This is a genomic window from Candidatus Pelagibacter sp. Uisw_134_02 (assembly GCF_047720265.1).
In the GTDB taxonomy this organism is placed as follows: Bacteria; Pseudomonadota; Alphaproteobacteria; order Pelagibacterales; family Pelagibacteraceae; genus Pelagibacter.
On the sequence record NZ_CP159813.1, the window covers coordinates 304,989 to 325,037 of the forward strand.

Sequence of the window (20,049 nt, forward strand, 5' to 3'; positions counted from 1 at the left end):
TTATGGAATTTATAAAAAAACATCCAAAATTATTTCAATGGATATTTTTATTAATTGTATTTTTTGCCTTATGTTTTTCAATTGATGTTCCTGAAACATACAAATTTATTAGAGGTCAAGCAGAATTTATTAAAGACCCAAACCAAAGTACGTACGTATTATTTGGTAAAGAGGTAAGATATTACGCTTTTGATGTCTTTTGGAGATTACCTCCATTACTTGGATGGCTACCTATTTGGATTAATGACTCATTATTCTTCTTAATGAATGAGTGGATGCCTATGGAATTTTGGAATGAGGACACTCAAGAATTTAAAACTCGACCATTAGTTTTACAAATAACTCGAAATTTGACTTCATTTATGACGTTTCTAATAGAGTTAATTAGAGAGATTTTATTAGGAGGAATGGAAACTGTTGTTGCATTTACTAGTTGGGATTGGATAGATGAAAATCCTTGGGCTGAGTTACCAGGTTTACCTTGGACAATTGTTGCAGCAGGTGCTGCAATATTAGGTTACAAACTAAGTGGCAAAGGTCTAGCGTTATTTGCCGGTTTAGTAATGATTTACATTTCTATCTTTGGTCAATGGAAACCCTCAATGCAAACTCTATCTTTTATATTAGTTGCTGCACCACTTTCTTTTATTTTTGGTTTAAGTTTAGGTATCGCAGCGTTTAAAAGTAGACGCGTAGAAAAATCATTGAATCCAATACTTTTAGTAATGCAGACTATGCCACAATATGCAGTATTAGTTCCCGCTATTGTTCTTTTTGGTGTTGGTGATCATGCGGCAGTAATTATAACCATGGTTGTTGCTGTTCCCCCAATGATATTATTGACTTTACTAGGTCTTAGAGGAATATCATCTGAAGTTATTGAGGCAGGTAAAATGAGTGGATGTAATAATTGGCAGTTAATGTTCAAAGTATTAATTCCAACTGCAAGAAGAGATATTTTAATTGGAGTCAATCAGGTAATTATGGTGTGCTTTTCTATGGCAGTCATTTCTGCTTTTATTGGAGCAAAAGGATTAGGATTTAATTTATTATTAGCACTCAATCAGTTAAACATTGGGTTAGCATTAGAAGCAGGTTTGTGTATCAGTTTAATTGCAATATTATTAGACAAAATGTCATTAGCTTGGGCTAATAAACAAATAGATTATTTTGGAAGCTTGACTTTCTTTCAACGAAACAAAAATGCAATCTTTTTTGGAATTGCAGTTACTCTAGGAATTATGTTTTCTTATTTTGGATCTTTTTATTTTAAAGAGGGTTATAATTACTTATTTGAGGTTCCACACAACAAAGGTATATCAACAGCAGACTTTTGGAATAGAGGTGTTGATTGGATTTGGGATACTTTTTTTCAAACATTAAAAATATTTAATACCTGGTTGATAGTAGATGTTCTTCAGCCAATGAGAGCATTATATTTGAGGATGCCAGCAGTTGCCACTTTGGTATTAGTTGTAGGAGCGGGTTATATAATTGGTGGAATTCGTTCAGCTTTTGTAGTCGGAATGCTAACATTATTTATTGCGTTAAGCCCGTGGTGGGATAGAGCTTTGGTCACAACATACATGGCAACGTTTGGAGTGATTATATCTTGTATAATAGGATTTACTGTTGGAACTTTAAGCTTTCAAAACAAACATACAGCTAGTTTTATGCTGGGCGTTTGTGATATTTTTCAAACATTTCCTTCATTCGTATATTTAATTCCTGTGATGATGCTTTTTGGAGTTACAGATACTTCAGTATTAATAGCAGTAATAGTTTATGCAACAATCCCTGCTACAAGGTACACTATTGAAGGATTAAGAAGTGTTCCAGCTTCATTGCATGATGCAGGCTCAATGTCAGGTGTAACAAAAATACAAAGACTGATGAAAATAGAATTTCCTTTAGCTTTTCCTCACATGATGCTTGGTTTAAATCAAACAATTGTTTTTGCTTTATTCATGGTAATCATTGGTGCATTCATTGGAACTGAAGATCTTGGACAGTATATTCTTAAAGCTTTATCAGATAAAAAGGGAGCAGGTATAGGATTAACATTAGGTCTTTGTGTTGCTTTTATAGGTCTAGTATTTGATCATTTAATTCGTACTTGGGTAAATCAAAGAAAAAAACATCTTGGTATAGATTAGTAAAGATATCCAACTTCTGAAAAACTATCTGTAGGAAAAATCCAATAAAATTTTAAGGTTTCTGATCCATTGTTTTTTAAAGCATGTTTTGCATTTCCAGCTATATAAACAACATCACCTTTTTTGATTTCTTCAAGTTCACCAGATTTGTTTAATGTTCCCACACCATCTGTAACCACATATATTTCTGCAGGTGAATGATAATGAAGAATTAAGTCGCCACCTGGTTCAATTTCCGCAAAACCAAGCGAAAGTCCAGAACTTCCCGTGTAATCTGAGTCAATTAAAAATTTCCACCTAACACCAGGATATTTTTCAGTCGTTGACCATTCTTGATCAGAGACAGATTTAAGATTTTTTATAAAGATCATATAAAATAATAACCTATGGTATATTTTTTTTAAATATAAATAACCTAATTGATGTATTTTAAACCAATAACACTTAGAAAAATCAATATAATTACAAAAAATTTTTCACCTTTGATACTCAATAAATTTTTTTAGAGATTTATTTAAAAACTTTTCAAAAAGTATACTTTTGGTATCACTTTTTGAGGGACTATTTAAAAATGAATAAGACATTTTAAAATCATAAGAAGGTTCAAAGAAAAAAGGAACAGATATTCTTTTCGTTTTATTCCATAGTACTCTGTGATTAGTAGCTTTAAATTTACCCTTGCTTAAATACTCTAAAGCTAAACCAGTATTAACAATAAGTGCATTTTTATTAAAAGGGACATCATACCATTTTTTATTTTTTCTGTTTTGAACTTGTAGACCACCTTTTTTATCCTGGTAAAGAACAGTAAACACCCCACTATCGACATGTGTTTCACAACCAAGAGCTACTCCATCTTGTTTTGAAATTTCTACTGGTTTTATTTGATTTGGATAATAATTAAATCTTAATGTGCTTAGTGATTTAATTCTTGAGAAAGCAAAATTACTAATATTTTCATCTTTTTTATAAAGTGTAATAATACTTTTAAATAATATTTCACTTAAAAAAAAATTTTTATCAAAATAGTTGGATAAATTTTTTATAGACGCTTTACTGAATGATTTACTGAGATTTAAATATTCAATATATGGAGATTTATATTCTTTAGAATTTTTAGATGTTATTTTGAGATCTCCCAGATCTAACCCTTCTTTGCCATTTACAGTGTTTGGAAAATAACCTCTGTATATATTTTTATTTTTTTTATTCCATTTTTTTGGTGCTAACTTTATTTTATTTTTTTCTGAGGAATTGAAAAATGTATTTCCTATTTTGCAGATATTTTTTATTTGCTTAATACTTATTCCATGTGCGGTGACTTGAAAAAAGCCAACTTCAACACATGCCTTTTCAATTTTTTTTATAGTATTTTTTGCAGATAAAGAATTAAAATCGCATTTTAATAAAGAAGAAATATTTATAGTTGGTATATAACTTTTCATTATCTTGTTGGAGTATCGGTGGCTATCAATTGGTCTTTTGTTTTTTCTCTTAAATAAATATATATCCCAGCTCCTATAATAATTGAAACACCAACAAAAGTTCTTGGTGTTGGAATATCATTAAACAGAATATACCCTGTTAATATTGACCAAATTATTAAAGAATACTCATAAAGAGAAACAACAGAAGGTGATGCAATGCTGTATGCACTAAAAACAAAAAAGAAAGCAAAAGCACCAATACAGCCCATAGCAATAATGAATGGCCAAGCATAGGAACTATTAGTAAACCATTCTCTAAAAATAAACTGAAATGTTGGATTAGTAAAATCATTAAATTGACCCTCACCAGTAAAAATAAAAAATAAAATACTAATTAAGATTGCACCAAAATATAAATGTAGCATTTGAGTATATACATTATCTTTATCCGAAGTAGTTTTAGTGATTATCATTGATATTGCATAACATAACGCGCATGCAACAGGTGCTAACTTCATGTAATCAAAATTATTAAAATCTGGATTTAAAACAATATATACTCCAATAAATCCAATAAAAATTGCAGACCATCTTCTGATACCGACTTTTTCTTTTAAAAAAATCGTAGCTAAAATTGAAACAAAAAAGGGACTTGAGAAAAATAATGCATTTGCCATTGCAAGAGACATATATGTTAATGAAATATAAAAAAAACTAAACCCAAAAAAGAAACATATAACTCTTAAGATTGTTAAAAAAGGATAATGAGTTTTTAAAATAATTTTTTGTTTGGAATATTTGAGATACCCCAACAACAAAATTAGCGCTACAAAAGTTCTACCAAAATATAGTTCATATAAAGCTGCATCTTTGTAGATGAATTTAATTAAAGCATCTTGAACAGAAAATAATGCCATTCCAAGCAAAATAAAAAGTATACCTCTAGGATTATTCTGTGCTTGGGTCATGAATGAAGGATAAAATCTGACGCTCTTTCTGCTATCATTAATGTTGGAGCATTTAAGTTTCCGCTTGTAATTTCTGGCATTACCGATGCATCAACCACTCTAATATTTTCTAGTCCGTGGACTCTAAGTTTTTCATCAACTACAGCCATACTGTCAGTTCCCATTTTAAGAGTACAAGATGGGTGGTAAGCTGTTTCAGCTTTAGATCTAATATATTTTTCAAATAATTCATCTGTTTGCACATGGTCTCCAGGCCCAGTTTCTTTTCCAGCAAATGGTTTTAAAGAATTTTGACCCAGAATTTTTCTTGCTACATGAATACATTCGATTGTTTGTTTGAGATCATCCTCATGTTCTAAATAATTAAATTGAATTTTTGGATAATCGTAGGGATTAGAGCTATTTAAAGTAATGTGACCTCTACTTTTTGGGTGATTTGGACTTGCATGCAGTTGATAACCATGACGATCAGGATCAACTAACCCGTGATCAATTACAAACGCAGGAAAAAAATGAAATTGGATATTTGGATATTCTCTTTCAGGTGAAGATTTACAAAAGCCACCAGCTTCTAAAAAAGAAGTAGAGCAAGGACCAGTTCTAGATAAAAACCACTGGATACCAATTCTTAACATATTTAATTTATTCACATAGGAATACAAAGTGTCAGAAGTTTTACATTCTTGCTGAACATAAGTTTCTAAATGATCTTGTAAATTTTTACCAACACCTTCAAGGTTATGAATAACATTAATTCCTTTATTTTTTAGATGTTCATTTGGACCAACTCCTGAAAGCATCAACAATTGAGGAGAATTTATAGCGCCACCACTTAGTATAACTTCTTTATTAGCATAAATTTTTTCAATTTTATTTTTAATTTTTACCTGAATACCTATTGCTTTTTTTCCATCAAAAATAATTTTTTCCACAAATGCATCAGTAAAAATCTTTAAATTTTTTCTTTTTTTAGCTGGATTTAAATAATATTTTGAAACACTAGCTCTTTCACCTTTATGAATTGTTACATCATACATTCCAAAACCCTCTTGATCTTTACCATTCATATCATCGTTAATTTTGTGCCCAGCCTCTCCAGCTGAGTCGACAAATGCTTTAAATAAAGGATTTTTATTTTTTGATTGATTGACTGGTAGAATTCCATTTCCACCTCGGAAATCATTTTCACCACCAGACCAAGTTTCTATCTTTTTAAAATAAGGTAAAACTTTTTCATAAGACCAGTCCCTCAAACCAAATGAAGCCCATCTACTATAATCGTTGGGGTTTCCTCTGACATAAACCATTCCATTATGGGCAGAACAACCACCTATCATTTTTCCTCTTGGACAAAATAGATTTCTATTATTTAAGTGAGGCTCAGGTTCTGAGTAATATTTGTAATTATATTTTGGATCATGCATTGTATAAAGAATTGCAAGAGGCATGTTTACTTTCCAAATATCACTTGGCTTTCCTGCTTCAAAAATAGCTACGTTGTTTTGGCTATTTTCTGATAATCGATTAGCAAGAACACAACCTGCTGATCCTGCTCCAATAATTAAATAATCAAATTTCATATTGATTTTATTGAGGTTGATCACCTTCAATTGCAATACGATCCATTATTCTCTCATACCCGAGACCTCTACCAGGAAAAAAATCTGCAATAGCATAATGAATGACACTTCTATTATCCCAGATAGCAACAGTATTTTCTGTCCAGTTAAATCTACAAGTAAGATCTAATCTAGCTTGATGTTCAAATATTTCTTTTAATAATTGGTCACTTTCATTCTTATCAAGACCAATAATTGCTTTTGTATAAGTCCAATTAACAAATAAAATTTTTTTACCTGTTTCTGGATGTGTTCTAACAATTGGATGTTCATTAGAATAAGAGTCGTAATTTCTCTTTTCATTTCCTTCCATGTATTTGTAGTTATCAATGAAAAATTCTGCTCCCAATGAGCTATGAACTGCTTTTTTATCTTTTATCTTTTCTTGAATTTTAGGATCTAATGTTTCCCATGCTAATTCCATATTTGAAAAACATGTATCACCACCAACTGGTGGTATCTTTAATGATTTAAGAATAACAGCTTTAGTTGGCTTTGCGTTGTAACTTACATCACTATGCCAATTTTCCCCCCATTGATTTTTTTCCTCTTTTCCTTTTACTATTCTCACAATCTCTGGAAATTCATTTAATCCTTTCACATAAGCATGAGTTTCTAAAGGCCCAAATTTTTCTGCAAGAGCTACTTGTTGATCTTGAGTAATAGGTTGGTCTCTAAAAAAAATCACTTTATGCTCTAAAAGTAAATTATTAATCTTTTTAAAATTTTCGTTTGAAACATCTGTTAAATCAATACCTTTAATTTCAGCACCCAAAGCGCCTGATAATAATTTAACTTCCATCATTTTTTTAATTTTCCAGTAATCACTAAATTATCTTTATTAAAATTTGTTTTATTAAGATTTATGAAATTGTCCATTATTTTTAATTTTTCTTCTTCGAATTCTGACACTTTTCTCTTGTTTAAGTCAATATATAAAGACAACATTTCAAGAGTTGCTGATAATTTTTGTGAGGATTTTTCAATCATTTCCATTTTAAAATGTAATCTTTTTTTATCGTGATCAAAAAATGTTAAATTAATTTCAACTTCGTCGCCTTCTTTAACCTCATTATTATAAGTTGTATAAGTCTCAACAACCATGGTACTCATATTTTTTGTCTTAGCCGAATTTTCACCCATTTTAAATTTTGCAAGCATATTTTCCCATACTTGATCAAACACCAACACATAATAAGCCATGTTCATATGATTGTTATAATCAGTCCATTCTTTTTTAATAATTTGATTTGCTATATGTACAGACATTTAATTCTTATATTCCGGTTCTTCTTTATCTAAAATTAATTTTATTTGATCTAAGTGCATCTTAGCTAAATCAATTGGATAATTAGCTGTTTCTTGAGCCGTTTTTTCAGCCACCTCGTTACTTGCTATATTTAATTCTTGGTTTGTAGATAAAGCAGTTAAATAAGTTTCTGCTGCTTTCTCGAAATAATACAAATAATTAAAACCCTCTGCAATTGTTTCTCCTGTAGTGATAATTCCATGATTAGCTAATAGCATATGCTGTTTATTCCCTAGAGCAGTTGCCATCTTAATAGATTCGTCTTCAAACCCCAATCCACCAAATTCATTAAAAATCGAAACTCTATTATAAAAAATCATTGTATTTTGATCAATGGGTGGCAAGGTTGGATTTTTAAGTGTTGATAAGGCTGTTGCATATTTCGAATGCACATGAAAAATACATTTTGCATGTGGAACTTTTTGATGAATTGTACCATGAATATTAATTGCTGTTGGGTCAATTAATCCAGGTTTATTTTTTAGATCACTTATATTTTCTTTAGTTACTAAAATTAAATCACTAGCTTTAATTTGGCTAAAATGCACACCAGCTTTATTTACATAAAAATCTGTCGAAGAACCAGGAACACATGCACTAAAGTGATTTGCAACACCTTCGTGCATATTTAATCTTGCAGTCCATCTAAAAGTAGCTGCTAAATCTTTTTGTAATTCAGTTATTTCCATTTTTGTTAAATTAAACTATATTTAAATTATAAATTATGAGCAATAAAGTTTTTATATCATGTGCAGTAACAGGATCAGGTGATACTGCAAGTAAACACCCGGATTTACCAAAAACTCCAGAACAAATTGCAACAGCTTCTATTGAGGCTGCAAAAGCAGGGGCTGCAATAGCTCATATTCACGTAAGAGAAGAAGATGGCACTCCAAGCAGAAGATTAGAATTATACAAAGAAGTAGTTGATAGAGTACGCTCAAGTGAAACAGATGTAATAATAAATTTAACTACAGGTATGGGTGGTGATTTAGATATTGGTCAAGGAGACAATCCTTTAGATTTTGGCCCAATGACTGATATGGCAAATGTAATGGAACGAATAGCAAATGCAGAACAATTTCTTCCAGAGATATGTACACTTGATGCAGGAACTTTGAATTTTGGTGATGGTTCTACAATCACTGTTAACACGCCCAATGATTTAAGAAAAGCTGCAAAAAAGTTAAAAGAAATTAACGTTAAACCAGAAATTGAAGCTTTTGATTTAGGCAATATGTGGTTTGGAGCACAGCTATATAAAGAGGGACTGTTAAGTGATCCACCAATGTTTCAAATGTGTTTAGGTATTCCATGGGGAGCACCTGCCACAACATTGGCAATGCAAGCCATGAAAGATATAATGCCAAAAGAGGGTGTTTGGTCTGGTTTTGCAATTTCAAAAAATGAAATGCCTTTTGTTGCCCAAACAGTTTTAATGGGAGGTAATCCAAGAGTTGGATTAGAGGATAATTTATATTTATCTAAAGGTAAATTAGCCACAAATGCTCAGTTAGTTGAAAAAGCAGTAAGGATTATTGATGAAATTGGTTACACACCCATGACATCTGTTGAGACTAGAGAAAAGTTAAAGCTTGTTAAACACAAGTAATGTCTTCCATTAAAAAAGTAGCAATAATTGGAACTGGAGTAATTGGAGCAGGGTGGATTATTCGATGTCTAGCACATAACAAAACTGTTTATGCATTTGATAGAGATTTAAAATTAAAAAAAAATTTAGTGGCTGAAATTAAAAGAACTTGGCCTAATGTAAAAAAACTTTTTAATAAAAAAACACTAAATCTAAAAAATTTTAAATATTTCACCTCTATTCAAGAAACATTAAAAGATGCAGATTTTATTCAAGAATGTGCAAGTGAAAATTATACTTTGAAAACTAAATTAATGAGTACCATTGGAAAATATGCAAAATCTAGTGCAATTATTTCTTCAAGCTCTTCAGGGCTACTGCCAACAAGAATTTACTCGAAATGTAAAAATCCAGAAAGAGGACTAATAGGACATCCATTTAATCCTGTTTACATGTTGCCAGCAGTTGAAATTGTACCTGGAAAAAAAACAGCAAGAAAATATTTAAACAAAGCCAATAAATTCTATAAGTCAATCTCTATGAATCCAATAATGGTTAAACATGAATTACCTGGTTATTTGTCTGATAGGTTACAAGAAGCTTTATGGAGAGAAGGGCTTCATATAATTAATGAAGGACATGCAACTACCAAAGATTTAGATAGAGCAATTGAGGATGGGCCAGGTTTAAGATGGTCTTTAATGGGTACTTTTTTAACATTCCACTTAGCCGGAGGAAAATCTGGAATGAGACATATGTTAGAGCAATTTGGACCTGCCTTAAAACTTCCATGGACAAAATTAAAAGCTCCAAAACTATCAAATAAGTTAATAAATAGATTAGTTGAAGGAACCAAAAGACAATCTAAAGGAAAATCAGTTACTAAGATTTCAAATATTAGAGATGAATATTTAGTTGAACTTCAAAAACTCAGAAAAAAGTACGAAAAAAAATTAAGATAAATTAATCATTTCTTTCTGTGTGACCATCAACAGAAATAACTTGCCCTGATACTTTATTTGAGTCATCAGAAATTAAAAAAGAGCACATTTTTCCTATATCTTCCTCTAAAACCCACTGTTTCATTGAACTCATTGAAACAAAATCTCTCTCAATTGCTTTTCTTGAAACTTTAGTAAATTTAGCCTTATCTCTAATTACTCTTTTCATTCTATCGCCCTTAATTGTTCCAGGGCATACTGCATTAACTCTAATATTAAATTTACCTAGCTCCATTGCTAATGTTTTTGTAACACCAATTATAGCCCATTTACTAGCAGCATAAGGAGAACGAAGTGGAAAGCCCAGTATTCCAGCTGTTGATGAAATATTTACTATTGATCCATTTTTTGACTTTTTAAGAAGAGGAATTACTCTTTTTGTAAAATAAAAATGACTATTAACATCCACATGTAAAGTGTTTTCCCAGTCTTTTGACTTTAATTTTTCAAGTGATCCTGTAGGTCCTGCTATTCCAACATTATTTATTAAAGCGTCAATTTTTTTATTTTTCTTTTTGATCTTTTTAAAAAAATCTGAAACTTGATATTCATTTGATGCGTCACAGAGATAAGCAAATAATCTTTTATCTTTTAATGGGTGTTTGTTTAGTTTGTTAAGAGATTTACTGTCTATATCACAAAGATAAACAGAAGCTCCCCTTGCAAGACAAACTTTTGCTGTTGCCAAACCTATTCCAGATGCTCCTGCAGAAATTATAATTCTCTTATTCTTTAATGATTGATTAACCATTAACTATGACTTTGTTAAAGATGACTGAAGTTCTTTATTGGTTATATACCCTTTGACATTTCCACTTTTGTCAACTACTTCACAATTTGCATTTGTACAGACTATTTGAGGTAAAAATTCCTCAATAAACTGATCCTCATGTACTTTAACTAAATTTGATTTATCAATTCCATTTACTTCATTAACATTTTTCATAATTATTTTTGCTTTTATTACCTTTGCTCTATTAACATCTTTTACAAATGCTTTCACATAATCATCAGCAGGTTTCATTATAATGTCTACAGGTGTTCCAACTTGTACTAATTTTCCAGCATTCAGTATTCCAATATGATCACCTAGTCTTAAAGATTCATCTAAATCATGAGTAATAAATATTATTGTTTTTTTTAATTCTGATTGAAGGTCTATCAATTGTTTTTGCATGTCACTTCTAATCAATGGATCTAATGCACTAAAAGCTTCATCCATCAACATAATATCCGAGTTTGTTGCTAAAGCTCTTGCTAAGCCAACACGCTGTTGCATTCCACCCGACAATTGATTTGGAAATTGATTTTCAAAACCATTAAGACCAACAGCATCAATTTTTTCCATGGCAATTTTATCTCTATCCTCTTCTGATTTTCCTTGCATCTCCAAACCATAACCAACGTTTTGCATTACAGTTTTGTGTGGAAATAAACCAAATCTTTGAAAAACCATACTAATACGATTTCTTCTCCAATCAATTAACTGCTCTGGATTACAATTCATAATATTTGTTCCATCTATATGAATTTCACCTTCCGTTGGATCAATTAATCTATTTATGTGTCTAATGAGTGTAGATTTTCCAGAGCCAGACAAACCCATACATACAAAAGTTTCACCTTCTTCAATTTTTAATGAAACATTGTCTAATCCTACAGTGTGACCAGTTTGCTCTAAAACATCTTCCTTGGTTGCTCCATCCTTAACCATTGGCATTATAGATTGAGGTTTATTACCAAAAATTTTATAAATATTATTAATTTCTATTTTTGACATTATTTTTTTTCTGTTTTAGTTGGAGAGTTTCTTTCTTGAAGAGTTTCTCCATAAGATTGGGTAATTCTATCTAGAACAATTGCAAGTAGTACAATTGCAATTCCTGCTTCTGCAGCCCTACCTACATTCAACTGTTGAAGTCCTAGCAGCACTTCATCTCCTAATCCTCTAGTCCCAATCATTGATGCTATAACCACCATAGATAATGCCATCATTGTACACTGGTTAATGCCCTGCATAATATTAGGCAGTGCTAATGGAATTTGAACACCCCATAATTTTTGTTTTTTTGAAGCACCAAAAGCATCTGCTGCCTCAGTTACTTCTGTGTCAACTAACCTGATACCAAGATCTGTTAGCCTAACTAATGGAGGCACTGCATAAATAAAAGTTGCAATAATAGCTGGCACAGCACCAAGTCCAAATAACATTATCCCTGGTATCAAATACACAAAAGCTGGTATTGTTTGCATTAAATCTAGTATAGGAAGAATTTTCTCTCTTACTCTATTAGCTCTAGACATCCATATTCCAATTGGAACACCAATTACTAGACATAAAAATATACTTATTAACATAATTGAAGTTGTTTCAATTGCTTTATCCCAAAATCTTGGGTGTAAAAAACCAATAAAGAATGTGCAAAATCCAACTGCAACAGTAGTTTTAATTTTTTTACCACTAGCAAAGTAGGCAAGTACCACAACACCAATAATTACTAAAGGCCAGGGTGCTTGAACTAAAAAATTTTTTAACCCCATCAGCATTGCAAGCAAAACATTATTTATTGCTTCGAAAATAAAACCATAATTTTCGTTAAGAGCTTTAAATACTTTATTTATCCACGGCATTAAAGGTAAATCTAACCATTTAGGCCAATCACTTAACCATGAAAAATCTTTAAATAACTCACCAACAGTTTCAGGTTTTCTCTTTGATGAGTTATAACTTGTAATTAATAACCATATAAAAATCCCTAATAGACTTAGGTTGAATAAATTTTTTTTATCTTTGAACATATAGCTGATTTCTAAAAGAAAGAGCCCCGAAGGGCTCTGTCAAATTATTTTATCTTAAAATTAAAGCGCTGCTTTTACTTTTTTAGCAACATCAGCAGGAACCCACTTAGTCCAAGCTGACTCAGTTTTTAAGTATTCTTTAGCAGTTAACTCCATATCACCATCTGACTCATCTTCGTAGAAGGCCAACATTTTATTAACTGTTGCAGTAGGAATTGAGTACTTTGATAAGAACTTAGTTTCCTCAGGATGAGCAGCAGCCCATTTAGTTAGTACAGATTTAGTTAATGCCATATCTCTGTATTCACTTGCACAAGACTTAGTATATGCCTCTGGTCCTTCTGCTTTGATTTTTTCAACAACAGCAGACATATCATCCCAACATTTTTTACTCCACTTAGGTTCTGTTAATCTAACTAGATCAACTTTACCCATTAAACCAGTAGGAGCCCAATAGTAAGTAAAGATAGGTTTCTTTTTAGCAAAAGCACCTGCAATAGCAGCATCTAACGCTCCTCCAGAACCTGGGTCAAAGTTTGTGTATAATGCATCTAAACCATACTCTTTTTGTTTAACTAAATTTACTGTGTAACAAGTCCAACCTGAAATACAGCTAGTCATTCTACCTTTTGATGGATTTTCAGGATCTTTAAATAGCGCAGCTATTTTAGGATCTTTCATATCTTCAACAGATTTTAAATTGTATTTATCAGCCGTTGTTTTGTCTACGTAGAAAGCTTGCTGTGAATCTGGAGTATTAACTCCAATGTTTTTAATAGTACCAGCAGCAACATGTGGCTCATAGTTAGCAACAATATTGTCATACCAAACTTCAGTAATAACATCTAGTTGACCATCGTAGTGGGCAGCCATTATAGGTGTTGTACTTCCTTTTGTTACAGCCACTTCACAGCCGTATCCTTTTTCAAGAATAAAAGCACTAATTGCTGTATGAATATTAGCACTACTCCAGTCAAAATCTCCCAATCTTGCTTTACAAGCTGCATTTGCACTAGTTCCCACTAATGACAAAGTAGATATAAAGAAAGCTGAAAGAATTAATCTTTTTAAAAACTTCATATTTTCTCCCTTAGTTAGTTTTAAGCAAGAGAGTTAATAATGTATGAGATTAAATTACAAGCCACTTTTTTAAATACAACTTTAAAGTGCATTGAAAAACTCATAAAACTGGTCAATTATAGGTAGTGTTCAATATTAAAAAAATAGAAAAAGGTAAATTAAACCTTAATATAGAATGGAGTGATGGAGAGATAAGTAATTATAATTATTTTTGGTTAAGAGATAATTGTCCTACAGCACATGATAAAGATTCCAATCATCGAATGTTTAATATTCTTGAAAGTTCGAAAGATCTAACAGCTCAAGAATCAAAAGTAAGCGAAGAAGGTAAGTTAGTTGTAAAATGGAGTGAAGGAGATCATACAAGCTACTATGATCCAAAATGGCTTAGAGAAAATTGCTATACGCTAAAAAATAAACGAAAATTTATTTCGCCATACCAATTATGGGACAGTTCTTTAGAAAAAAATTTAAAATCAATAACTGTAGATCATGATGAAATTTTGAATAGTGAAGAAGGTTTGTTAAGGTGGCTTGAGCTTTTACATTATAAAGGAATTGCAATTGTTAAAAATGCTCCAATAGAAAAAGAGTCTGCCTTTCCTGTCTTAAATAGAATTAGTCACACAAGACAAACATTTTTTGATACTCCTTTTGAAGTTATAAATGTCCCAAAACCAAATAATTCTGCTTACACAGCTCACGCTTTAAGAAACCATATGGATTTACCATGGTTTGAAAACCCACCAGGATATCAATTTTTACACTGTCTGGTTAATTCTGCAGAAGGAGGAAATTCTTCAGCAGTAGACGGGTTTGCAGTAGCTGATTATCTGAAAAAAAATGAAAAAGAGATTTTTGAAACACTTGTCAATGTACCTCTTAAATTTAGAGATAAAGATTATACCCAAGAAACAATTAGAAACTTTCATGCCACTGCTATCTCACTAACTAAAGATGGAGATTATAATGATATAAGATTTAGTGTGGCAACAATGGATACTTTAGACTGTCATCCAGACATTATGGGCAAAGTTTATAACGCACACCATAAATTTGGAAATCTGTTACACAATAATAAGTTTCAAATTAAGTTTAGATTAGAGCCTGGTGATATTTTTTCATTTAATAACAGAAGAGCTCTTCATGGAAGAACAGCTTTTAATCCAAATTCTGGTCATCGTCATTTACAAGGTTATTACATGGACAGAGATGAAATTTTGGGAAGATTAAACTTTTTAAAAAAATAATTTTATAAATTTTCAAATATCAAATTATTACTTCTATTATATTTATTAAATTCTAATTTTGTTTTAATTGTATAATAATATTTTTTAATTTTTAAATTCTGAATATCTTTATTTTTTAGATAGGACTTATCTAATACCAGACAATTGATATTTTTATTATTTGATTTCTTAATTATTTCTTTAATACTTGCTGGTGGTGAAAAGGATAATCCTACTTTCGTATTTTTTTTAATTTTTAACAAATTATATATATTTTCATGTTTAAAAGAAATGAAAACACATCTTTTAAATTTTGATGTTTCTTTTAGGAGTTTTTTAAGAAGAGATTTTGAAAAAGTTGGTTTAATTTCAATGTGTAGAGAATGTTTATTTTTTGAAGATTTTAATAAGTCTTTTAAAAGTGGGATTGGTTTATTAAATTTTGTACTAATTTCTTTAATTTTTGAATAATTAAGTTTTTTTACACTCAATTTTTTTTTGAAAGTTCTTTGTAAAGTAAAATCATGGAAACAAATAAATTGATCATCCCTTGATGCATGAATATCTGTTTCAATACCATAACCTTTTTTAAACGATTGATTAAATGATTTTAAAAGATTTTCTTTGTAGTTTTTATTTACAATTCCTCTGTGAATTAAGTGCATGTTAATTATCCATTTTAGCAAATGAACAAATTTTATTTCCATCAAGATCTCTTAAGTAACAATAGTAATCACCAGATCTTATTCCTGGAGCTCCTTCATCTTTTCCACCTAGCTTAATTCCTAAGTTATAAAATTTATCAACAGTTTCTCTTGATTTTAATAGGAATGATATTTGTGCACCGTTTCCATAAGTTGCCTTTTCTCTATTAACTGGATTTGTTACATAAAATTCAATATCTTTTGGTTTTTCTTTTGACGAATAACCTATATATTTTTCATTTGTTAATATTCTTTTCAAATCTATCACTTCAAGTAAAGCATCGTAAAACTTAGTTGCTTTATTAAGATCATTGGTTCCGATCATTACAAACCCAATCATAAACTATTTCCAGCCTGTAACTGTCTTAACTTCAAGATATTCTTCGAGACCCCACACTCCACCCTCTCTACCATTACCTGACTGTCTAAATCCACCAAATGGAGTTCCTGGATCTGCTGCATTACCATTTATATACACACATCCTGATTTAAGTTTTTTTGCAACTCTATGTGCTTTTTCTTTATCTTCTGTTTGTAAATAATTTCCAAGGCCATACTCAGTATTATTTGTAATTTCTATTGCTTCTTCTTCTGTTTCAAATGGAATAATAGAAAGAACAGGTCCAAAAATTTCTTTTTTTGCTATTTCCATATTATTTGTAACATTTGTGAATATAGTTGGCTTAATAAAATAACCTTTATCTAAATTATCTGGTAGCTCAGGTCCACCTGCAGCTAATGTAGCACCTTCTTTAATTCCAGCTTCAATTAGATTAATAATTTTATCATATTGTGTTTTTGAAACTACAGGACCAATGTGATCTCCTTTTTTTGAGGCCTCATCTACTTTTATAAGATTTGCTTCCTCTGTTGCTTCCTTAACAGCTCTTTGATAAATAGATTTTTCAACCAACATTCTTGTTGGTGCATCACATGATTGTCCAGAATTACTCATAACATTTTTAATTCCATCTCTAACTGCATCTGGGTAAGAGTCAGCGAAAACAATATTTCCGCCTTTGCCTCCTAACTCAAGACAAACTCTTTTGATTGTCTCAGCTGCATTTTTAGAAATTAATCTTCCAGCTCTTGTTGATCCTGTAAAAGAAACCATATCAATATCAGGATGACCAGATAGATGTGTCCCAACACCAGCTCCATCACCATTTACTAAATTGAAAACTCCTTTTGGAAAACCAACCTCATCAATCATTTCAGCAAATAACATTCCTGAAATAGGCGCAATTTCAGAAGGTTTTAAAATCATTGTACACCCAGTCGCCAAAGCCGGAATAACTTTTAAAGCAATTTGGTTAATAGGCCAATTCCAAGGAGTGATTAGTCCACAAACACCAATTGGTTCATAATAAATGTGGTTATTTGACTTTTTGTTGAAGTGTTCATCAAATTCAAAATCTTTAAGTCTTAAGATAAAATCTTCTAAATGAGATTGACCGGAAGCAGTCTGTACATCAGTTGCCCAATCCATAGGCGCACCCATCTCTAACGAAATAGCTTCAGCCATTTCAATGGATCTTTTTTTATAAACAGAGAGTAATTTCTCTAAAAAATCTAATCGATCTTTTTTAGTAGTTTCTTTCCATGTTTCGAAGGCATATTTAGCAGATTTAATTGCAAAATTTGTATCTTCTTTTGAACCTAAAGAAATAATTGCACATGGCTCTTCATTACATGGGTTAATTACTTTGAAGTCATTTGGTTTATTTGGTTCAACCCATTGACCATTAATATAAAAATTTTTTTTATCTAGCATAAAAGTACTTTAGCATAACAGCTATATTTCATATCCTTTTTTTTCTTGTTCGTTATCAACTAACTCATCTGGAAAGCCATCTGCTCTAAAGTTTATATTATTTAAATCTTCCATTCTTTTAACAATCATTGAAGACCAAGCTCTTGAACCATACTTCTTTTGACCATCTTTAAATATTTTGACAATTAAAGGCGAAATTTCCAAGCGTGCATTCAATTTTTTTGCTAAATTATCAAATAGACCTGTATCTTTTAGAACAAGATCCATAGTGAAATTAATATTATAAGAGCCATTTAAAATCACTTGGCTTTCAGTTTCATGAACAAATGAATTTCCAGAAGAAACAGCTATACCCTTATAAACTTTTGATAAATCTAGATTAGATTTTTTGGCAACTGTCCAAGCTTCGCCAAGAGCCACTAAATGAGCAGATGCTAAAAAGTTTGTAATTACCTTTAAAACAGTTGCCGAACCAAGTTCTCCTGTATGTAATATTTTTCTACCCATTGAAGTTAAAGCGGGTAATATTCTTTCAAAAGTATTTCTTTCTCCACCTACAAATATTGCAATATTACCTGTTGCTGCTCGATGACAACCTCCACTTACAGGACCATCAAGGGCTATACACTCTTTATTTGTAACCAATTTTCCTAGTCTTTTTATTTCAGTCTCGTCAGTAGTACTCATTTCAAGCCAAACTTTATTTTTAGAAAGTCCATTTATAACACCATCTTCAGCTTCCATTACTTCAGAGCAAACTTTTGGAGAAGGAAGACATGTTATTATTAAATCAACTTGTTGTGCCAGTTCTTTAGGAGAGATTGCGACTTTTGCCCCTTTATTTCGAAAGAATTTTGTAAGATTGATGTCTAAATCTCTAACAGTTAAATCAAATTTATTTCTCAATAAACTGCTTGCAAGTTTACCACCTACATTTCCAAGTCCAATAAAACCAACTTTCATTATAATTTGTTATCTTAATTAACCTTTATAAACTGTAAGCTTATAACTTATGTTTTTGATTGATTTAAAAAAGTTTTTAAAGAATCATCCATTGCAACTTCCCAATCTGTATGATGTTTTGGTCCAACAGATCCAGTTACAGGTGAAGCAAATGATTTATTTCTATAAGTCATAATATTTTCTACTTTATGATGTTCCCATTCTTTAAAAGTTTTTCTTATTAGTTCAAAATCAATTTTTGGATAATCTGATAAGTCATGAAGCTCTTTAGTGTATTCAGTTTGAAAATCTATCATTTGCTCAGGATTTTCTAACTTCTCTTCCATTGATACCCATTTATTAATATCTTTATCAACATCTGCATCATTCGGAGTTTTAATTTTTCCCATAATAATATCTCTTGCAAACCAAGCTTGGCAGTCAAACATATTAAAAGTATGAAATTGATCTTGCATACCTAGATACATTAATTTGTGATTATTTTGCCAAACTACACCCTTGTACAACATGGGCGGATATAGTCTGTTTCCTGTTTTTAATTTAAGATCTTCAGACATAAAAGGAAAATGATGAAGGTAACCCGTACATAAAATTACAGCATCTGCTTCTTGTACATGACCATCTTTAAAGATTGCTTTATTGCCTTCTAATTTATCTAAGTGAAAAACTTCTTTCATTCCTTTTGGCCATTTAAATCCCATAGGATTATGCCTATAACCGATGGTAACACTTTTTGCGCCATACTTATGACATTGAAGAGCAACGTCTTCGGCAGAATAGCTGCTTCCTAAGACAACAACATTTTTATCTCTGAATTCTTCTGCATCTCTAAAATCATGAGAGTGCATTATTCTTCCAGGAAATTCCTTCATACCAGGATATTCCGGAATGAATGGAATTGAGAAATGACCAGTTGATACAATTACATAATCAAATATATCATTTGAAATTCTATCATTTTTTTTATCATGATAAGTTATTTCAAAACTTTTTCCATTATAAGAAACACTGGTAACAGAAGTGTTAAATTTAATCTTATCTTTTAAATTCCCTTTTTTAACTCTACCTAAAATATAATCGTATAAAACTGCTCTAGGGGGAAATGATGGAATTGGTTTTCCAAAATGTTCATCAAATGAATAATCAGCAAATTCTAAACACTCTTTAGGACCATTTGACCAAAGATATCTATACATACTATTAGGCACAGGGTCTCCGTATTGATCTGATCCAGTTCTCCAACTGTAATTCCATAATCCACCCCAATCTTCTTGTTTATCAAAACAAACTATTTCAGGTATTTTTTCACCTTTTTGTTCCGCTTGTTCAAAAGATCTCAAAGCAGATAAACCACACGGTCCAGCACCAATAATTGCTAATTTAGTCATAAATAATCCCTTCTTAATAAATTTATAACTGTACTTTACCC

General features: G+C 31.0%; 20 protein-coding genes. 4 read left to right on the forward strand and 16 right to left on the reverse strand.

Annotated elements, in window-relative coordinates; all coding sequences use genetic code 11:
* Nucleotides 1-2: 2 nt before the first annotated feature.
* Entirely contained in the window at nucleotides 3-2,156 is a 2,154-nt protein-coding gene (locus ABXT56_RS01580; RefSeq protein ID WP_415300647.1) for an ABC transporter permease, read from the forward strand.
* Here ABXT56_RS01580 and ABXT56_RS01585 read toward each other — a convergent pair.
* From ABXT56_RS01585 to ABXT56_RS01615, 7 genes are all read right to left on the reverse strand, one after another.
* Nucleotides 2,153-2,527, reverse strand: coding sequence for a cupin domain-containing protein (locus tag ABXT56_RS01585; RefSeq protein WP_415300649.1), 375 nt, complete (start codon nucleotides 2,525-2,527; stop codon nucleotides 2,153-2,155). The two genes, ABXT56_RS01580 and ABXT56_RS01585, sit on opposite strands and share 4 nt — an antisense overlap.
* Before the next feature lie 105 nt (nucleotides 2,528-2,632).
* Nucleotides 2,633-3,601 carry a 2OG-Fe(II) oxygenase family protein gene (locus ABXT56_RS01590; RefSeq protein ID WP_415300651.1) on the reverse strand — a complete coding sequence of 323 codons (969 nt, stop codon included), beginning with the start codon at nucleotides 3,599-3,601 and terminating at the stop codon, nucleotides 2,633-2,635.
* Nucleotides 3,601-4,551, reverse strand: coding sequence for a DMT family transporter (locus ABXT56_RS01595; RefSeq protein WP_415300653.1), 951 nt, complete (start codon nucleotides 4,549-4,551; stop codon nucleotides 3,601-3,603). The genes ABXT56_RS01590 and ABXT56_RS01595 overlap by 1 nt, the downstream gene beginning before the upstream one ends.
* Nucleotides 4,548-6,131, reverse strand: coding sequence for a choline dehydrogenase (locus tag ABXT56_RS01600; protein ID WP_415300654.1), 1,584 nt, complete (start codon nucleotides 6,129-6,131; stop codon nucleotides 4,548-4,550). The genes ABXT56_RS01595 and ABXT56_RS01600 overlap by 4 nt, the downstream gene beginning before the upstream one ends.
* A gap of 7 nt (nucleotides 6,132-6,138) precedes the next feature.
* Complete coding sequence (locus ABXT56_RS01605; protein WP_415300656.1) at nucleotides 6,139-6,975, reverse strand: TauD/TfdA dioxygenase family protein; 837 nt, start codon at nucleotides 6,973-6,975, stop codon at nucleotides 6,139-6,141.
* Nucleotides 6,972-7,439, reverse strand: a complete 468-nt coding sequence (locus ABXT56_RS01610; RefSeq protein ID WP_415300658.1) for a thioesterase family protein — start codon at nucleotides 7,437-7,439, stop codon at nucleotides 6,972-6,974. Before ABXT56_RS01610 ends, ABXT56_RS01605 begins: the two co-directional genes overlap by 4 nt.
* Nucleotides 7,440-8,168, reverse strand: a complete 729-nt coding sequence (locus ABXT56_RS01615) for a class II aldolase/adducin family protein (RefSeq protein ID WP_415300660.1) — start codon at nucleotides 8,166-8,168, stop codon at nucleotides 7,440-7,442.
* A 35-nt stretch (nucleotides 8,169-8,203) separates the two neighbouring features.
* Here ABXT56_RS01615 and ABXT56_RS01620 point away from each other — a divergent pair, with 35 nt between their 5' ends.
* Both ABXT56_RS01620 and ABXT56_RS01625 read left to right on the forward strand, forming a co-directional pair.
* Nucleotides 8,204-9,091 (forward strand): 3-keto-5-aminohexanoate cleavage protein, encoded by an 888-nt coding sequence (locus ABXT56_RS01620; protein ID WP_415300662.1) that lies wholly within the window; start codon nucleotides 8,204-8,206, stop codon nucleotides 9,089-9,091.
* Complete coding sequence (locus tag ABXT56_RS01625; RefSeq protein WP_415300663.1) at nucleotides 9,091-10,032, forward strand: 3-hydroxyacyl-CoA dehydrogenase NAD-binding domain-containing protein; 942 nt, start codon at nucleotides 9,091-9,093, stop codon at nucleotides 10,030-10,032. Before ABXT56_RS01620 ends, ABXT56_RS01625 begins: the two co-directional genes overlap by 1 nt.
* Before the next feature lies 1 nt (nucleotide 10,033).
* On the opposite strand, the gene ABXT56_RS01630 is transcribed toward ABXT56_RS01625, so the two are convergent.
* The 4 genes from ABXT56_RS01630 to ABXT56_RS01645 are packed head-to-tail and all read right to left on the reverse strand — an operon-like array spanning nucleotide 10,034 to nucleotide 13,950.
* Nucleotides 10,034-10,822 (reverse strand): SDR family oxidoreductase, encoded by a 789-nt coding sequence (locus ABXT56_RS01630; protein ID WP_415300665.1) that lies wholly within the window; start codon nucleotides 10,820-10,822, stop codon nucleotides 10,034-10,036.
* A gap of 3 nt (nucleotides 10,823-10,825) precedes the next feature.
* Nucleotides 10,826-11,851 carry a quaternary amine ABC transporter ATP-binding protein gene (locus tag ABXT56_RS01635; RefSeq protein ID WP_271485328.1) on the reverse strand — a complete coding sequence of 342 codons (1,026 nt, stop codon included), beginning with the start codon at nucleotides 11,849-11,851 and terminating at the stop codon, nucleotides 10,826-10,828.
* Nucleotides 11,851-12,870, reverse strand: coding sequence for an ABC transporter permease (locus tag ABXT56_RS01640; RefSeq protein WP_415300667.1), 1,020 nt, complete (start codon nucleotides 12,868-12,870; stop codon nucleotides 11,851-11,853). Before ABXT56_RS01640 ends, ABXT56_RS01635 begins: the two co-directional genes overlap by 1 nt.
* Before the next feature lie 60 nt (nucleotides 12,871-12,930).
* Nucleotides 12,931-13,950: a glycine betaine ABC transporter substrate-binding protein gene (locus ABXT56_RS01645; protein ID WP_415300669.1), complete on the reverse strand. Its 1,020-nt coding sequence runs from the start codon at nucleotides 13,948-13,950 to the stop codon at nucleotides 12,931-12,933.
* Nucleotides 13,951-14,075: 125 nt separating this feature from the next.
* Between ABXT56_RS01645 and ABXT56_RS01650 the strand changes: the two genes are divergently transcribed.
* Nucleotides 14,076-15,200, forward strand: a complete 1,125-nt coding sequence (locus tag ABXT56_RS01650) for a TauD/TfdA family dioxygenase (RefSeq protein ID WP_415300670.1) — start codon at nucleotides 14,076-14,078, stop codon at nucleotides 15,198-15,200.
* A gap of 2 nt (nucleotides 15,201-15,202) precedes the next feature.
* Here ABXT56_RS01650 and ABXT56_RS01655 read toward each other — a convergent pair whose 3' ends face one another.
* The 5 genes from ABXT56_RS01655 to ABXT56_RS01675 are packed head-to-tail and all read right to left on the reverse strand — an operon-like array spanning nucleotide 15,203 to nucleotide 20,008.
* Nucleotides 15,203-15,886 (reverse strand): glycerophosphodiester phosphodiesterase, encoded by a 684-nt coding sequence (locus ABXT56_RS01655; protein WP_415300672.1) that lies wholly within the window; start codon nucleotides 15,884-15,886, stop codon nucleotides 15,203-15,205.
* Nucleotides 15,846-16,223, reverse strand: a complete 378-nt coding sequence (locus tag ABXT56_RS01660) for a VOC family protein (RefSeq protein WP_415300674.1) — start codon at nucleotides 16,221-16,223, stop codon at nucleotides 15,846-15,848. Before ABXT56_RS01660 ends, ABXT56_RS01655 begins: the two co-directional genes overlap by 41 nt.
* Before the next feature lie 3 nt (nucleotides 16,224-16,226).
* A complete protein-coding gene (locus ABXT56_RS01665; RefSeq protein ID WP_415300676.1) occupies nucleotides 16,227-17,657 on the reverse strand; it encodes an aldehyde dehydrogenase family protein in 1,431 nt (476 codons plus the stop codon).
* Nucleotides 17,658-17,678: 21 nt separating this feature from the next.
* A complete protein-coding gene (locus ABXT56_RS01670; protein ID WP_415300678.1) occupies nucleotides 17,679-18,620 on the reverse strand; it encodes an NAD(P)-dependent oxidoreductase in 942 nt (313 codons plus the stop codon).
* Between the two features lie 47 nt (nucleotides 18,621-18,667).
* Nucleotides 18,668-20,008, reverse strand: a complete 1,341-nt coding sequence (locus ABXT56_RS01675; protein WP_415300679.1) for an NAD(P)-binding domain-containing protein — start codon at nucleotides 20,006-20,008, stop codon at nucleotides 18,668-18,670.
* Between the last annotated feature and the right edge of the window lie 41 nt (nucleotides 20,009-20,049).

Excerpts from the sequence above, each read along its gene's own strand:
- ABXT56_RS01580 (WP_415300647.1), top strand. The coding sequence starts at position 3 with ATGGAATTTATAAAAAAACATCCAAAATTATTTCAATGGATATTTTTA.
- ABXT56_RS01585 (WP_415300649.1), bottom strand. The coding sequence starts at position 2,527 with ATGATCTTTATAAAAAATCTTAAATCTGTCTCTGATCAAGAATGGTCA.
- ABXT56_RS01590 (WP_415300651.1), bottom strand. The coding sequence starts at position 3,601 with ATGAAAAGTTATATACCAACTATAAATATTTCTTCTTTATTAAAATGC.
- ABXT56_RS01595 (WP_415300653.1), bottom strand. The coding sequence starts at position 4,551 with ATGACCCAAGCACAGAATAATCCTAGAGGTATACTTTTTATTTTGCTT.
- ABXT56_RS01600 (WP_415300654.1), bottom strand. The coding sequence starts at position 6,131 with ATGAAATTTGATTATTTAATTATTGGAGCAGGATCAGCAGGTTGTGTT.
- ABXT56_RS01605 (WP_415300656.1), bottom strand. The coding sequence starts at position 6,975 with ATGATGGAAGTTAAATTATTATCAGGCGCTTTGGGTGCTGAAATTAAA.
- ABXT56_RS01610 (WP_415300658.1), bottom strand. The coding sequence starts at position 7,439 with ATGTCTGTACATATAGCAAATCAAATTATTAAAAAAGAATGGACTGAT.
- ABXT56_RS01615 (WP_415300660.1), bottom strand. The coding sequence starts at position 8,168 with ATGGAAATAACTGAATTACAAAAAGATTTAGCAGCTACTTTTAGATGG.
- ABXT56_RS01620 (WP_415300662.1), top strand. The coding sequence starts at position 8,204 with ATGAGCAATAAAGTTTTTATATCATGTGCAGTAACAGGATCAGGTGAT.
- ABXT56_RS01625 (WP_415300663.1), top strand. The coding sequence starts at position 9,091 with ATGTCTTCCATTAAAAAAGTAGCAATAATTGGAACTGGAGTAATTGGA.
- ABXT56_RS01630 (WP_415300665.1), bottom strand. The coding sequence starts at position 10,822 with ATGGTTAATCAATCATTAAAGAATAAGAGAATTATAATTTCTGCAGGA.
- ABXT56_RS01635 (WP_271485328.1), bottom strand. The coding sequence starts at position 11,851 with ATGTCAAAAATAGAAATTAATAATATTTATAAAATTTTTGGTAATAAA.
- ABXT56_RS01640 (WP_415300667.1), bottom strand. The coding sequence starts at position 12,870 with ATGTTCAAAGATAAAAAAAATTTATTCAACCTAAGTCTATTAGGGATT.
- ABXT56_RS01645 (WP_415300669.1), bottom strand. The coding sequence starts at position 13,950 with ATGAAGTTTTTAAAAAGATTAATTCTTTCAGCTTTCTTTATATCTACT.
- ABXT56_RS01655 (WP_415300672.1), bottom strand. The coding sequence starts at position 15,886 with ATGGAAATAAAATTTGTTCATTTGCTAAAATGGATAATTAACATGCAC.
- ABXT56_RS01660 (WP_415300674.1), bottom strand. The coding sequence starts at position 16,223 with ATGATTGGGTTTGTAATGATCGGAACCAATGATCTTAATAAAGCAACT.
- ABXT56_RS01665 (WP_415300676.1), bottom strand. The coding sequence starts at position 17,657 with ATGCTAGATAAAAAAAATTTTTATATTAATGGTCAATGGGTTGAACCA.
- ABXT56_RS01670 (WP_415300678.1), bottom strand. The coding sequence starts at position 18,620 with ATGAAAGTTGGTTTTATTGGACTTGGAAATGTAGGTGGTAAACTTGCA.
- ABXT56_RS01675 (WP_415300679.1), bottom strand. The coding sequence starts at position 20,008 with ATGACTAAATTAGCAATTATTGGTGCTGGACCGTGTGGTTTATCTGCT.